Origin of the sequence: Berryella intestinalis, from assembly GCF_000814825.1 — a bacterium.
Taxonomy (GTDB): Bacteria; Actinomycetota; Coriobacteriia; order Coriobacteriales; family Eggerthellaceae; genus Berryella; species Berryella intestinalis.
This window is the reverse complement of the sequence record NZ_CP009302.1, coordinates 13,634-29,255: the sequence shown is the minus strand read 5'-3', so window position 1 is coordinate 29,255 and position 15,622 is coordinate 13,634. Positions and strand designations below refer to the sequence as shown.

The window sequence follows — 15,622 nt, the reverse complement described above, 5'->3', positions numbered from 1 at the left end:
ATGTTGCTTTCGAGCATGGCGGCGCCTTCGATGGAATTCGTCGCGCTCAGCCTCGACTTCTTGGCGGTGGTCATCGGATCGCTGGGCGGCAGCCTCTTCGCGGTCGATAGAAAGCTCGATCTGATCGGGGCTATGGCGCTCGCGCTTCTGTGCGGCCTGGGCGGAGGGCTGCTCCGCGACATGATCATGCAGGTGGGCGACGTCTACATCCTGCGCACCGGCTACGCCATCCCCGCTTCGGCCGTCACCGCTGCGGTGGTGTTCTTCCTCAGCTCGCCCTTCCAGAAGCGCCCCCGCCTCATCGAATGGATCGACATCTTCTCGGTGGCCCTCTACGTCGCCGCCGGATCGGGGAAGGCCATAGCCTACGGACTCGACCCCTGGGCGGTGATCCTTCTGGGAATGCTCACCGGCGTCGGCGGCGGCATGCTGCGCGACGTGTTTCTGGGTGAAGTCCCGCGCATCTTCCAGAAAAGCAACTTCTACGCCGTATGCGCCATACTGGGCGCCATCGCCTACCTCGCATCCTCGTCTCTGGGCTTCGTGGGTTTTTGGCCGGCGCTGATCTGCACGATCGTCACCGTTGCCAGCCGGCGGTTGTCCCTGAGGTACGACATAAAGTCGCCTTCGCAATCCGACCTGCACTCGTTTTTCGGCGGCAGGCGGGACAAGTAGCCGAAAGAACAGGTGGCCGAATATACGAGAAGCGCGGACCGACCAGGGTCCGCGCTTCGATTCGATGCCGGTAGGTCCGACCGCTCGGATCTTTGAACCGCGAGCGAGCGATCGGCTTGAGAGTTATTTCACGCGCCTGCGCAGTCCGGCGATCGCCAGACCGGCTCCCAGGCAGGCAACTGCAAACGCAGCGACAAACGGTGCCGAGGCGTCTCCCGTAGCGGGCATCACGAACACCTTCTTACCGGGCTCGTTGGGAGCCGGAGGGGTGGGAGGGGTCGGGGGAGCAGGCGGCGTGGGAGGCGTCGGCGGGGTCGGAGGTCCCGGCGGAGTCGGAGGCGTCGGAGGAACGACCTCGTTCACCACGGAGACGGAAAGCATCGGGTTGGCCGCGGATTCATCCACGTCCACCTCTTTCAGCACGGTGCCGTCCGCAGCGACCTCCCTAACCAGATAGTCGGCCTTATCGAAAGTCCCCGCGGTGTAGAGGGGAAGCCCCTCTACAACGGCCATCCAGCCCTCGGACTTCTTCACCTCGACCGTCTTGACCACCTTCAGCGTGGCCTTATCTACAACCTGGATGGTCACCGAATCCTTGTCGATCGCGCTGGGGTCGGCGGGAGCGCCCTCGGTCTGCCACAGCTTCGTGATCTTCAGCGACACCGTCGGCGGTTCGACCTGGTTCTCGACTCCAACCACCAGGCTCTTATCGCCGGTTTCCTCGTCGATGTCCACGGTCTTCAGGACCGCTCCGTCTTTGCCGATTTCCTGAACGGCGTAGTCGACGCGCTTGCCCGTCGCGAAGTCGAACACGGGAAGGTTGGCCACCGTGGCTTTCCAGCCATCGGCCTTCTTCACCTTGAGCTCGCTCACCACAGAGCCGTCAGCGGCCTTGACCACGCGCATAGTCACTTCGTCTGCGGTCACCAGGTTCTCGGGCGCCGGAAGGGTCCCCATCTTCCATGACTTCTCGATCGTCAGGTCTTTCAGGGGGTTAACCACCTTCACGGCCTCGGCAGCAGCCGCACCTGCGAAGTCGCTCGCCGTGAACCGCTTTTCGAACACGAGCGATCCGTCGGCGTTCTTCAGAGGATCGCCCTGATCATCGACCTCGACCAGCTTGTACTCGATGGGCTTGGAACGGACGTCTTCGGCGGGCAATCCGATGATCTTGGACTTCCAGCCATTCTCTTTGTTCAGATCGATGGTCTCGGCGAGCTTCGTGCGCTTGCCGTCCTTATCCAAAACGATAGCGTCGATGGGGGTGTCTTCCCCGTCCAAAACGCGATACAGCTGAAGGCGCGCGACCGCCGTATCGGGGGCTCCGGCTCCAAGCTCGCCACCCGTGGACTCGTTTTTCCACTTCTTCTCGAAAGCCGCGTCGAACACTGGGTCCGTCCCGAACACCAGGTGGCCGTTCGAACCGACGCCCGCGCCGCGGGGCGAGGTGTTGTCGTGGATAAGCATCGTCGCCACCGACTCGGCGAGTGCAACCGACTCATCGGAGGCCAGGGCGTGCAGACCCTCACCCGACAGTCTGTCTTCAGGAGCGCCCTTCAGCACAACCGGCTCTCCCGGGGCTGCTGCGTCGAAACGAGTTGCGGCCTGGTCGTCGCCGCCGTCGCGATAGTACAGAACCGATCCGCCGCCCAGAATCCTATCGGCAAGGTCCATGGGCTGGGAACCGACGCTTCCAAGGTTGTCGTGGGCGATGTCGTTACCGAAGCTGGAGGCCTCGTTTCGCACGATCGCTCCGCCGTTCGTCACATGGAGCGTCAAGCTACCGGTCGGACAAGTCCAAATACCGGCGCCGATGTTGCCCCTGTTCTCGGTTACCAGGGTGTTCTTGAAATGAGCGGTGTAGGTCTTCGTGGCCACGTATACGCCGCCGCCCTGCTGGAAGGCCTCGTTTCCGGCAATGTCGCCGCCGTTGAAGTAGACGTCGTTCGAAACGATGTTGACACCGGCGCCGGTGCGCCATGCCGAATTGCCCTCGATGTAACCTCCGTTCATGGTGAACGAACCGGGCTGGCGAAGCGCGTACTCTTCGATGGACAGGCCGCTCGCGCCGCCTTCTCCGTCGATTTCAGTCCACGTCTGGTCGGCTCCCCAGGTGTAGAGGTTCATCGCATTCACGCCGCCGCCAGCGGGAGCGGTGTTGTTCTTGATCTCGCCGGCGTTCATGGTAACGGCCGCGTTTCCGAACACCAGGACCCCGCCGCCGCCGAAGCCGGCGCGGTTCCTCTCGATCATGCCGCCGTTGATCTCGAACGTCGAGCGAACCTTCTTCGCATCGTCGACGGACATGTTCTTCAGCCTGTCGCCGTATATCCAGTTCCACACGACGACGCCGCCGCCGAAGCCGCCGTTGCCGGCGATCGACCCGCCGTTCAGAACAGCGCGTCCGCCGTTATGGACCAGAAGGCCGCCGGCCTCGCCGTACGAACTGCCCGACACGGCGCTGCCGAAGCCCTTGCTCACCTCGCCGCCGTTCATGGTGAAGGACGCACCTTCGGTCACCGCGATGTTGCCGGCGCCGTATTGGGTGGAGCCGGGGTTCTGATTCCGTTTGTTGTCGGTCACTGCGCCGCCGTTCATAACGAACGAAGCGGCAGAACCTTTCACGGTCACTGCGCCGACCGCGGTATCACGCAGCTCCCTGGCCCCGTAGATGCGACCGTCTTCCATGACAAGCGAGCCCTCGACCAGGATGGTCGGCTTGCCCGCAGGCACGGTTTCGCCGCGGGAGAAGACCTTCACGATGTCCGCGCCGGCCTTCGACAGCGTCAGCTTCGCCCCCTTCTCGACCTTCACCATAACCCCGGTAAAGTTATCGTCCCTCGTCAAGCTGGACGACTTCTCTCCCCAGGGCGTCTCGCCCTGAAAGCTGCAAAGTTCGATGTCGGCGCCGCTGGGAATCGCTATCGTTTCCGACATAAGCATATCGCCAGCGCCCAAATAGATCCGCGTGGGGGTCGAACCAGCATCGGCGATGGCCTTCTTCAGGTCTGCCTGAGTCGATGTGTAGCTGCTCTGACCATCCGCGAGGAAAACCTCTTTGCGGTCTGCGGCGTGGGCCGACGATGCGCTCCATACCAGCGCGAGGATAACCGCGACAACGGCGAGCACTCCCCCCATCGTCGTCTTCCGTGTGCGACTAAGCTGCATTTCTACCTTCCTTTACCGTAGCCGTCTAACCGTTGAATCCAACCGAAGCGGCACAGGCGACCCTTGAGCGCGTGACCTTGCTCGGCTAGCGCGAAAGGCACCGGCCGGGAAACCCCTTCACCCGGTTGATAACAACGATAGTTTTAATAGTAGATGATACTAACAGTGCAGGAGTGGACGCAAGACCGTATTCAAATTCTTCTGGGATGAAAAACGGTCCTCTGAAGAGCGACGGGTCGGAACCGAAAGAAGCCCCCGTTCGAAGCGTACCGCCCCTCTGTGCGCGCCCAATATCCATCCGCGGATCACACCTAAAAAGGGCCGGCGCCCACTTTGGGTGCCAGCCCTTCTGTAAACCCGCAGAGCGAGTTCGGCTATCAGTCAAGGCGCCAATGACCGAAAGATTGTCCTACTTCCGGCCATCCCCTTTGCGCCGGTTTGCAAACGCAGCAAGAAGCGCTGCGACAGCCAAACCGAAACCAACGGCGAAGAGAGGCAGCGAGTCGCTCGTGACAGGGAGAACGCTCTTCGTCGCAGGGGGAACGATCACCTTGGCGGCACCCTGGTGCGGCTTATCAGGTTCGATAGGCTCCTCGGGATCGATTGGACCAACAGGAGGATCAACTTTTCCGGGAATATGGGTGTTTTTCACCATGAACCCGTCCTGAGCGTTCCCGCTCACCACGGAGACATACCCCTCGACGGCGTCTTCAATAACCGAATCGTACGAAATTGCATTACCGCTCTCGTCGTAAACGGGCAGATTCTCGAAAGCCGATTGCCAACCCTTATCGGACGTGACCGTAACCGACTTGCCTGAATCCTTGCCGTTCGCGATCAGGCGAACAGTCACCTGCTTCGGGCGGATTTGATCGGCATCATCTTGATCGTCCCATGTCACCGCCAAAGGAATAGTCATGGTCTTCCCAGTAACCTGAACAGTTAGCTGGATGCCGTCGTCGACGGCCACGGCATCTTTACCCTCGGGCCATTGGACAGCAGCCCACTCGAACGAAAACACCTTGCGCGTACCGGAAACGGATTGCGCAATGGCCGAGAAGCTACCGGCAACCCAACCCTTGGCAGTGAGCTGCGTCTTGCTCGGCACCGCCGTCGAGACCTTGACCCCCGGAACGGTGATGCTCATCCATCCGTCGGGATCGCCAGCGCCATCAACCAGCTTCTCCAGATCAGTATAGGTACGTATGGCGTTGGGATCGGCGATCGCAAATGTCACGACAACGCGCTGCCCCAATACCTCGACTTTCTTCACAGAGAAGCCTCCCAAAGAGCCGGGAACCACCTTGGAAGCATCCAGATCATCGGGCACGGAAAGGCCTTCGGGAAAGTCGATGCCTGCGGTGAACTCGAAGTTCTTGATGTCGATAAGGATGCTGTCGTGATCGGCGCCGTATTGAGACTCGATAGCATTCATCTGCTGCTTGATCGAGTCCGTTTTAACTGCGCCCGTGTAATCAAGGGTCGCTCCCTGCTCGGTCGAATACACAGCTGCGTGCTCGGTATCGCCGTTCACGCGCAGATCGCCCTCGATGTCGCCCTGGATGGGATCGGCGATCTGACAGGTGAACCTGATGGAATCGTCCTGTCCCGCCAACGCGTCTTTACCTTCGGGCCATTGGATAGCGTTCCAGGCGAACATGAAGTCCTTCACGGAACCCGTTTCGGACGTAGCCCTGACATCCATCTCGCCGGTCAGCGTTCCCGTAACGGTGAGAAGCGTGCCGTCAGCCAAGTTGTCGGCAACCTTGATCCCAGGAATCACGACGCTCATCCAGCCCCCGGAATTCTTACCGGCATCGGCAACCGCATCTTGCAGCTGCTTATAGTTGGAGATGCCGTCGTTCAGCTTCATCTTGACGGTGACCTTCCGGCCTTCGACCGTCGTATCAGTGATGGAGAATGCCGTTCCGAAGTCTTGCGAAATCGCTGTGACGCTCGCGGGGAGCGATAGCCCCTCCGGGAGCACGAACTGCGCCGCGAACGTGCACGACCGGACATCAACGCCGATCTTGGAATAGTCTGCCGCCGCCGTCGGGAACTGAGCCTCGATCGCTCTCATTTGAGTGCTGATGGGCCTCACGTCGAGCGCTCCGGTGAAATCAACCGTCTCGCCACGTAAAACCGTATAGACCGACGCGTTCTCGGAGTCAGACCCGACTTTGATATCTCCGGGTAGATCGGACTTGAAGGGAACCCGCGCCATGACGCTGAATTGAATCGCATTGGGGTCCAGAGAGCCTGGATCGGCCGTGTTCGCCTGCTGGCGTGCAAGCCAGGTGAACGAGAAGCGCTTTGCGGTTCCGTCGGAATTGATCGCCAACGAATCGAAAGAGCCCGTTACCGCACCCGTCGAGGTTAGAACCTGCCCGTTGGAGACTGTATCCGCAAGAGTCAGACCGTCAATGGTTGCAGTGATCATGCCATTGGCTGCCAGCGCGCCGACGCTATCAACCCTCTCTTTGAGCAGCTTGTAATCGCTTACGCCGGATTTGAGCGCAAACTCAACCGTGACCTCGTTTCCATTCACCGACGTAGATGAAACCTCGAACAAATCACCCAGGCCATTGACAGACACCTTGGCATCGGCGGGAACATTTACCCCGTCGGCTACCTTGATGACGGCCTTGAATGCCGAGGAAGTTCCACTTAGCTTAATGCTTTCAGGATTCTGGGCGCCTTCGGGGAACTGAGTCTCTATCGCCTTCATCTGCTCTTTGATGGAAGTCGGGTCGATCGCCCCGGTGATGGAGAACGACTCTCCCGTCTTCACCGGCTGGATCGCGGAACTCTCCGTGCGGGACGAACCCCACATGTCGCCGTCAAGCTCCAGCTGCGCGCTGATCTTCTGGACAGCAGGATCGTACTTCCACTTCATATAGTAGGTAGCGTCCGAAGTGATTGTGGGATTATCACCAGAAATGGGAAAACCAAAAAACGACCCGTCAGCGAAATTGAATTTTCCCCCTCCGCCAGGTTGAGCGTACCAGTACTTCTCGTCAGCCACCAGCATCCCGGGCTTCTTAGCGCTCTTGTCGGGGGTAAGACTGTTGTGGTCCACGCTGCCCAGCAGATCGCGGAGCTTCTGCCCGTAGGTTGCGGCATCTTTCAGAACCGCAACCTCCCCGCCTTGGGCATCGGAAATCACGTCGAATACACCGGGATTCGTCTTGAACACGCTGTTAGCGGAGAACACGCCTCCATTGGCGGAAAACGCCACTTTGTATTCGTCATCAGCGAACTGAGCGTACAGATCAACCTGGGTAGCGCTGTTCGCAAACGCAACAGGAGAGCCGGGGGCAACCGCCTCCCCATTGCCAGCCGGATCGGTTGTCCACTTCAGGAACTTCTTACCCGCGATCCCAAAAGCCGAGTTCTGCGCGAGAACGTCCTCGTAGGAAAGCACGGTAGCAGAAGAGCTGGCTTTATCGACGGCTTTGATCAGATCAACTCCCTGGCCGTTATGATAGATGACGGTCTTGACGTCCCATTTAGCGTACACCTCGAGATCGGTTTTCATCTGATCGCCGTAGTTGAAATTGTACTCGGTACCGCTCGCGTCCTTGTAGAACCAACCGAGGAACTTGGCACCGTCCACATCCGCAGGAGCGCCTGGATCAGCGTTTCCTTCAACATCTTCCAGTTTGTAGCCGCGCATCGTGGACAGGGTTTTGTCGTCCTTCGAGCCATCGGCGAACGAGGCGTTCGCGTTGTTCAGCTTGTACGTAACCTTCGCAGCGGGAACCCACACATGCTTCTTGCCGTCAGAGGACGCCTTCGCCACATTGTACGTATACGCAGCACCTGAAGCGTTCAGCGGGTTCAGCACCGTAGCGGCCTGATCGACCGGAGTGAACAGCGACAAGTATTCGTCTCCGTTTTCGGGACCGTTGGTGGGAGTCGTGACGTCGTAGTTATACGACGGATCGTAAGCAAGGAGAAAAGACCCGCCCGTCACGATGTACGAGCTTTTGGTGCTCCGGTTCGCCCCTCCGTTATCGGCGGTTCTGTCCTTGGCGTCGGTGTTGACCACCGAATCCCCCTTGAACACGATCGAGCAGGGGCCGCTTGATTGGCCCGCCCCGAACGAGGGGGTGTACTTGACGTTTGTAGTCTCGAAAACCGAGTTCGTAAACGTAGCAGATCCAGGGATGTAGTTCACATTAAGCCCGCCGGCCGTGCTGTTCCTGATCACCAACTTCGAGTCGGTCACGGTGAGGGGAGCCGAAACCGTAACGCGCGAACCATCGGCCACGAGCGTCGAGCCGTTGACGAGATCGGACGCACCGAGGATAGCAAAAACCTGCCTGTAGTTGGAAGATCCCGTTGCCTTATAGACCGTGAAGTCCGATTTGTCCAGGTGAAGACCGCCTAAGCCGTTGGCGGGGTCGAAATAATACCAAACACCGCGCGTGGTCAGCGAAGCGTCGGTCATGTACAGCCCGGAATACTGCTCGCTGAGTTGATTCGTAGCCTCCACATCGATCGTGCAACGCTCGAACCTCGACGTGTTCGTGTAAGAGAATCCGCGGCCCGAGCTCTTCTTCGCCGAAATGGTAAGGGCCGCGCGCGAGGTGCCGCTTATCTTGCCCTTCAGTTCGAATCCGATCGCGTTGTTGTCCAGGATGTAGTTACCATCGCGCAACGTAGCACCGTCGGAGATAACAAGTGCGGTTGAAAAACCGCTCATGGTAAGCGATGCGCCCGAAGCGCACACGAGGGATGAGCCCGAAGACAGCGTGATGCCCGTCGTCTTGCCCGTACCCGCCATTGCGGCGCCCTCCACAACCTTCAGCGTAACCCCCGAAGGAATGGTAACCGAAGGCATGTCGGAAAACGCTCCGAGAACGTTGATGGCGGTAATGGCCGGATTAGCCTTCTGGGCAGCAAGCGCCGCTGCGAGAGTTTTGAACGCCGTATCGATGGTGGCCCCATCGCCCGAATCGCTTCCTTCGGTTCCGTTCACCCAGACTTCCGTCACCGAAGCAGGGGTCTCCTGAGGAACGATCGGAGCGTCGACAGCCGCACTCGCAACCGTAGCGGGTACAGCAACGGCATCCCCCTCCGAAGGAGACTGGACATCAGCGGTAGGAGCCGTCGCGCCTTCATCGGCAGAGACAACGGCGTTTTCGCTGGGTTCGGGCGTCGGAGCCGCAACCTCTTCGGCGGGCGCGGGTTGCTCCTGGTCGCTTACGTCCCCGATGGCATACGCGGTTGGCACCATCGGCACAAGCGCGGCCGTCAATGCCGCCGTTAGCGCGAACGATAACGCCTTGTTCGTAATTGAGCTGGCTTTCATGCAATTCCTCCCCTGTTTTCGCGCCGAACCAAGCGCTGGGTATGAAGCCTTCTTGGAATTAATCCGACGTTCAGGCCCATCATACAGTACTGCTAGCTCATCAGGCGATCTGCTGATCAACGATAAAACCATAACGAAACAGATCGGATATGCTGCGAAAAGCAAGATTGTGGCACCGCGCGACTTCCGCATCAGACGACCCCGAACCGTTGACCCGCATATCGAGGAGTTGCTCTCGGCTCGCTTGCCTACACCTCGGGATGTTCGGCCAGCCACGCCTCCCGATGGGGGTCGGTGGCCTTGGTTGCCTCTATCACCGAATCGAACAGCTCGTCGAGCTCCATGCCGTTGATCTCGGCTCCGTAGCGAATGACCTCGCGATCGCAGCCGGCGGCGAATTTTTTGTTCTTGAACTTCTTTTTGAGCGACGACGTTTCGAAATCTTGGACCGAACCGGAAGGACGCATGCGAACACATGCGTTGATCAGGCCCGACAGTTCATCGATCGCAAACAGGACCTTCTCCATCTTGTGATCGGGGGAAGGAAGCTCGGGATTCACATCCGAATTGTGCGTCTGAATCGCGCGCGCCAAAGCTGGATCGGCCCCCTCGGCTTCCAGAATCTCGGCGGCTTTGACGGTGTGGAGCGCGTCGTCCTGGCACACCTCCCAATCCAGGTCGTGCAGAAGGCCCACCTGGCCCCAGAACTCCACGTTCTCGGGGTCATGGATTTGGGAGTAATAGCGCATGAGACGTTCGAGCGTTTCGCCGTGCTCGATATGATACGGGTCTTCGTTGTAGCGTTTTAGCAGGTCGAATGCTTGCTCGCGCGTAAGGTTCGTCTTCAGTTCGGCCATGTGGTCCTCCTTGCAACCGAAATGCCCCGATGGGCTCCCTCGTCCCGATAAGCGCGGCTACGGGCCGCTCATCGGATCCCCGGCATAGCAGCCCCGGCTTTCCGCCTTCTCGACACCCGCCTGCCGCATCGCACTGGCGATGCAACCACGATAGCACCTTTCGAACCACAGGGGCCGCCCAACAAGGGCGGCCCCACACGCACGTTGGCCCATCTCAACCGACCTCAAGGTAGAAGGCCCCGTTTGATTTGAACCGTCGAACCTTAATAGCACAGAGTCCGCACCAGGCCTATCGCAACAACGCGAAGGAATGCTATGGCAACGAGTTCCAATATCTTGGCTGGCAAAAAAGGTGTCGCCAAAGATGTATCTCCGCCCGACCGACGAGCGGTTCTTCTTCAAGAACAATACCAGATCGGTCGGATTCTCCATAGCCGTCGAGATCAGGGGCCCGCAGACTCCGAGGAGGCAGGACCGAAAGCGGGCCGTAATAGCTCCTCAGGCCGATCGCTATCCCACCCTGTCGAGGAGCTGCCTTTGGAAAAGGGGAAACAAAAAAGCACCCGACCCGATAAAGGCGAGTGCATTGAATTCGAAGTGGCGGAGGAGGAGGGATTCGAACCCTCGTTACCCTTAAAAAGGTAAAACAGTTTTCGAGACTGCCGCATTCAACCGCTCTGCCACCCCTCCGCAGGGATGCGGCCAGCTGGTCTCAATGCCGGCCGTCGGGCGCGAACCCGAGCTTTCTATCGGAGATCACCCTATGGGCGTCTACTCGTAAAAGTGGCGGAGAGATGGGGATTCGAACCCCAGATACGCTTTTGACGTATACACGATTTCCAATCGTGCTCCTTCGGCCAGCTCGGACATCTCTCCGCGTCTCCGACTGGCTGCATCCCCAAGAGATGCAGCAGGTAGGTAGTATACAACAGCCTTTCGGCGGTCACAAGAGCATAAACGGCTATTCGCACAAGGGGCGCGATCCAACCGGACCGCGCCCCTCGAAAGACGGAAAACGTCTGAAAACACGCCTTTGCCGATGGGCTGGCTACTTCTCGGCGCGGCGCTTCCTCAGCACGAAAGCAAGGGCGCCCGAAGAAGCCAGCGCGACGCCCGCAACCACCGCGGCGATCACGAATGCATCACCCGTAACCGGCAGTTTGGCGGGAACGGCGGCAGAAACCTTGGCGGGAGCATCGGCCTGGGTCGTAGGAGGAACGACGACCTTATCCTCAGAAGGAGCCGGAGTCTCGGGCAGCTTGCCTTCGGGCACCTCGATCTTCGGGGCGTCATCGGGAACCTTGGTCTCGATGAACTCCCACTCGCCAACCAGTTTCAGGTCTTCCCGATCGACGGCCAGCTTCGCAGCCGCATCGATCGGGGTGCGGGTCCCGTTAGCATCGACCGTCCACTGCTTGAACGTCCAGATACCACCCTTCACCAGCACGTCATCGAAGGTTCGAGCGAAAGTGGGCTCGAAGCCGTTCTCCACATCGGCGTTGTCCGCGGGCACCTGCGCAGTAACGGCCTCGGGAAGGTCCTTGCCCGGAGTTGCGCTTGCGAATTCGTACGTCACCTTGAACTTGGGCAGAACGTAGCCGACCTTCACCATGTTGGCCAACACGCGGTCGATCGCCCTGTTTGCGGCCAGGGGGATGGAGAACCCGAGAGCGTTCAAAGATCCAGCCGAAGCGAACACGTGACCGTTGACCGTACCCGTCACCTGCAAGGTCTTCTGACCCTGAGAAGCGGCGAGCTCGTAGGCAACCGCATCGTCGATGCGCAGGACGCGCTTGTTCAACTCGGCCTGGCTCTTGTCCGGCATGATGGTCTTCAGATCGGTCGTGGAAAGGGCGCGCAGGGTCATGTTGCTCAGGATCTCTTCGGCCACCGTTTTACCAGCTGCGGGCTTGATAGACCCTTCGGCGATCTTCTCCGCCTCGCCCTCGCGCAAAACCATGCGGACGGTCAGCTTGTGGTTGCCTTCGGTCTTGACGCCGAACGTCACTCTCGGGTCGGTGTTGCTCACCAGAGAACCGAAGCTCGCCTTGGTGTTGCCGAGGCCCGCCTCGTTGGATGGGTTCACCACCTCGAGCTGTTTCTTGTCGGTGCCCAGAACATACAGAGGCCTCCACGAGTAGCCCTTGTACTCGAGGTACAGCGTCTCGGGGACCGTCAGCTGGGGGTCGAGATCCACGTTCAGGTCTACATAGGTGTAGCCCGCATCGAATCCATCCTTGGTGTTGAACTCGCCGTTCTCGGCGTAGCGCTGGTTGTAGTCGTACGAGAGGATGGGACGATGAGCATTGCTGCCCACTTTGTTGCGGTACACCAGCATCGCAACGGTGTCGTTCATCTTGAATTCGGATGTGAACACCGTCTCGTTGATGGTGTTGGCGTCGTCTTTCTTCTTGTAGGTGTCTATGACGGTATTCGTCTTGACAGTCTGCTTCTTGCCGTTGACCTCCACTTCCTCGGTGCTCTCGTTAGTCGAAGAGAGAGTGGTGTCGGGCAGCGTGTTTTCCGCAGGGGTCTCCTTGTTGATCTCGACGGAGTTGTTATTGATCAGGGCGCCCGGCAAAAGCCCGGGGACGAGGCCCAGGTACTGAAGCCCACCCGTGAATCCGCCCGAGGGATTGAACGGGGAATCGGGGTCGTTCACGCTGTAGTACACGCCGTACATCTTCGCGCCCTGGGGAATGCCGTCGGGAAACGCGCTTCCGACAGTGTCGGAGGCCGTGAACAGGCGCGCGCCCTCGGCGAGTTCGCGCTTGTCGCTGAGGGGCTTGTCGGACCAGCCGAGGAAGATCTTAGCCAAGCTCCTCAGCGTGCCGGGGTTCGTCGCAGGCTCGCCCAGCTTGTCGGATGCGCTGGCGAAGGTCTTCTCGGTATCCACCAGCGAGGCCGACTCGTTCGTCCACTGTCCGATGAACGACACCTTACCCTGGTACTTGTTGTCGCCGGCCGCTTCCTGGGCGCTCTTCACGTTTTCCGAAGCGCTCTTGTCAGAGCCGGTCTGCTCGCTCGCAGAAGCGGGCGCGGCCTCTTTCGCGGAGGTCGCCGCGCTGGGGTTCTCCCCCTCGACAGAAGCAGCCGGAGCGGCGGCATCAGTGCGAGCGGTTGATTTCTCGGACTCAGACCCTTCAACCGCAGATCCGTCCTTGGCCGAGGCGGTCTCGCCCGAAGCGGGTTGAGCGGCAGAGGATGCGGCGGGCGCAGCGGCCTCCGCGCTCGTCGAGGGAGCCGGGGATGACCCCTGACCAAGCGTGGCGCTGTCGGCGGCGTACCCCGAAACGGGGACCGTCCCCAAAGCCAGGGCACACGCCAAAGTCACTGACGCGATGCTTTTCACCTTCATATATGTTTCTTCCCATCTCTTCGTCACAATATGTGATTAAGATCCTATGCATTTAACGGAGCGTCAAATAATAGCGGATTTCTTTTTATCGACCGAAGGATAGGGAAGCCGAATCATGGTTCTTCATAGGAAGCCCACGGCACGAAAAGCCCTGCAAAAGATACGTTAATAGGCCGTAACCAACGAGTAACGACCCTGTATATTCGTCACCAAAACGGATAGGTCGAACAGCGCGCTCATAAGGCGGTCGGTAAGGATCTCTTCCTTCGGCCCGTCAGCGAACACGTGCCCGTCCTTCAGCGCGATGACGCGCTTTATTTCGGGAACGATGTCGTCGAGGTAGTGCGTGACTAAAACCAGGGGATGCCCCGCCTGGACCACATGGCGCATGGTGCGGCGCACGTAGTGCATCCCCTCGGGATCGAGGCCCGTGCAGGGCTCGTCGAAGCAGAGCGCCGTGGGATTTCCCGCCAGGGCGCGGGCGATGAGAACCCGTCGGGCCTGGCCGGTTGACAGCGTCAGCATATCCCGTTCGGCGAGGTCGGCTATGCCGATCTGCTCCATGCACTCCCATGCGATCCGCCGCGCGCGGGCAACGTCCCGTTCGTCCATGCGCGGGCGCAACCCCAACGTCCCCTCCACCCCGCCGGCCACGATGTCGAGCGCAGGGAGGTGGACGGACGTTTCCTCCTGCATGGTCGACGACACCACGCCAACAAGCGAGCGGATCTCGGAAAGCGTTATCCGCGGCTGCCCGCGAAACACGACGGGCGGATTGTCGCGGTGCAGGGGAAGCAGCGTTCGGGCGATGAGTCCGACCAGCGTGGACTTTCCCGAACCGTTCGGGCCGATGATCGCCACCGACTCCCCCTCGGCAATCTTCAGGGAATCGATTGACAGGATGGCCCGACCGGCGCGCTGGACCACCGCGTCTTCGATGCAAATGAAAGGCGCGGGAGAGCCATGCCCGCCCGCGCCTTGGATGTCGAGGATGCTCCCCACGTTCCGAACTACGAGTTGGAAGCGGGCTTGTCAGAGCCAGACGATTGCTCGGTCGAAGAATCGCCGCTTTGCGCGGTGGACTGGTCCGAGCTCTCCGACGACTCGGAGCTCGAAGCATCAGACGAGCTAGCGTCGGGCGTCGTAGCGCTTGACTGGCTGGGATACTTGCTCATGTCGATGTCGTAGGACAGGCCCTTGGGCATGTCGGCCACCTCGATAGTCGCCTTCTCCTTCTGCTCCTTGATCCAGTCGGAGAACGCGGTTTGCGACTTCGACGAAAGGGACATGCGGACAATAGCGTCGAGCATCTCGGAAGGCATCTGGTCGATGCTGGTGAGCTCGGAGGGCGCCTCCCACACATCGGTGCACTTGATGATGTGGATTCCGAACTTGCTGGTTACCAGATCGCTCATCTGGCCTTTCTCAAGCGATCCCAAAGCCGTGGTGTATTCGGAAACGAAGTTCGACAGCTTGTCCCAGCCGACGTCGCCGCCGTTTGCCGCCGAACCGGTGTCGGTGGAGTTCTGCTTGGCTGCGTCCTCGAACGAAACGGCTCCGGACTTCAGCTGGTCGAGGACCTTCTGGGCGTTTTCAGCGTCATCGGAAGCGAACAGGATATGGGAAGAGCGCTTCGCGCCGCTCAGCACCGAAGCGTACTGCTGAGCGTACGTCAGCTTCTCATCGTCGGTGACCTCGATGCTCTCGGCGAGCTTGCGCTGGATGTTGTTCTTCAGAATGGAAGACGTGATGGTGTTGCGGTAGTCCTCCTCGGTGAAGCCGGCGGACGAGAGGGCCGATTTCCAGGCGTCGTCGGAATCGTAATTGGCCTTCATCTGCTCCACATAGGAGTCCACTTCGGAATCCTCGACGGAGATGCCCAGCTCGGAAGCGCCGCTTTTCACCAGTTCCTGCTCGACGTAGGAGTCGATCATCTGCTGGCGAATGGTTTCGGGGGTCATGCCGTACTGCGCGAGCCACTGGCCCCAGGCAGAATCCTCGAGCAGGCCGTAACGATCGCGAATGGACTCGATCTTCGCTGTGACCTCGCCCTCGCTGATCGACACGCCGTTGATGGTGACTGCGGTTTTGGTGCTGGCGTCGGTCCCGGAATTGGAGTTGGAACAGCCCGCAAGGCCGAGGACGCCGGCCACAACGAACGTCGCTGCAACGGCCATCTTCGCAAAATTCTTCTTCAGCATATCCACCTTTTCTATCTGACAGCGCATTCGCAGGGAAGCGCGTGAA

General features: G+C 59.7%; 7 protein-coding genes and 2 tRNA genes. 1 reads left to right on the top strand and 8 read right to left on the bottom strand.

Features of this window, described 5'->3' with window-relative positions; translation table 11 throughout:
- Positions 1 to 675: a trimeric intracellular cation channel family protein gene (locus tag JI75_RS00100; RefSeq protein WP_240993235.1), complete on the top strand. Its 675-nt coding sequence runs from the start codon at positions 1 to 3 to the stop codon at positions 673 to 675.
- A 123-nt stretch (positions 676 to 798) separates the two neighbouring features.
- On the opposite strand, the gene JI75_RS00095 is transcribed toward JI75_RS00100, so the two are convergent.
- The 8 genes from JI75_RS00095 to JI75_RS00060 all read right to left on the bottom strand — a co-directional run bounded on the left by JI75_RS00095 (position 799) and on the right by JI75_RS00060 (position 15,576).
- The gene (locus tag JI75_RS00095; RefSeq protein ID WP_082019667.1) at positions 799 to 3,843 is read right to left on the bottom strand and encodes a Cna B-type domain-containing protein; all 3,045 of its coding nucleotides are present in this window, start codon (positions 3,841 to 3,843) and stop codon (positions 799 to 801) included.
- Between the two features lie 409 nt (positions 3,844 to 4,252).
- The gene (locus JI75_RS00090) at positions 4,253 to 9,160 is read right to left on the bottom strand and encodes a Cna B-type domain-containing protein (RefSeq protein WP_052241457.1); all 4,908 of its coding nucleotides are present in this window, start codon (positions 9,158 to 9,160) and stop codon (positions 4,253 to 4,255) included.
- Between the two features lie 248 nt (positions 9,161 to 9,408).
- Positions 9,409 to 10,017, bottom strand: coding sequence for an HD family phosphohydrolase (locus tag JI75_RS00085; RefSeq protein ID WP_039687828.1), 609 nt, complete (start codon positions 10,015 to 10,017; stop codon positions 9,409 to 9,411).
- Positions 10,018 to 10,615: 598 nt separating this feature from the next.
- A tRNA-Ser gene (locus tag JI75_RS00080) sits at positions 10,616 to 10,707 on the bottom strand.
- 94 nt (positions 10,708 to 10,801) lie between these two features.
- Positions 10,802 to 10,893: transfer RNA gene (locus tag JI75_RS00075), tRNA-Ser, on the bottom strand.
- 172 nt (positions 10,894 to 11,065) lie between these two features.
- Positions 11,066 to 13,351: an SHIRT domain-containing protein gene (locus JI75_RS08620; protein WP_158407598.1), complete on the bottom strand. Its 2,286-nt coding sequence runs from the start codon at positions 13,349 to 13,351 to the stop codon at positions 11,066 to 11,068.
- A gap of 189 nt (positions 13,352 to 13,540) precedes the next feature.
- Entirely contained in the window at positions 13,541 to 14,377 is an 837-nt protein-coding gene (locus JI75_RS00065) for an ABC transporter ATP-binding protein (protein WP_240993178.1), read from the bottom strand.
- Positions 14,378 to 14,385: 8 nt separating this feature from the next.
- Positions 14,386 to 15,576 (bottom strand): peptidylprolyl isomerase, encoded by a 1,191-nt coding sequence (locus JI75_RS00060; protein WP_052241455.1) that lies wholly within the window; start codon positions 15,574 to 15,576, stop codon positions 14,386 to 14,388.
- Between the last annotated feature and the right edge of the window lie 46 nt (positions 15,577 to 15,622).

Bases quoted from the DNA above. Each gene is read 5' to 3' on its own strand.
- JI75_RS00100 (WP_240993235.1), top strand. From the start codon at position 1: ATGTTGCTTTCGAGCATGGCGGCGCCTTCGATGGAATTCGTCGCGCTC.
- JI75_RS00095 (WP_082019667.1), bottom strand. From the start codon at position 3,843: ATGCAGCTTAGTCGCACACGGAAGACGACGATGGGGGGAGTGCTCGCC.
- JI75_RS00090 (WP_052241457.1), bottom strand. From the start codon at position 9,160: ATGAAAGCCAGCTCAATTACGAACAAGGCGTTATCGTTCGCGCTAACG.
- JI75_RS00085 (WP_039687828.1), bottom strand. From the start codon at position 10,017: ATGGCCGAACTGAAGACGAACCTTACGCGCGAGCAAGCATTCGACCTG.
- JI75_RS00060 (WP_052241455.1), bottom strand. From the start codon at position 15,576: ATGCTGAAGAAGAATTTTGCGAAGATGGCCGTTGCAGCGACGTTCGTT.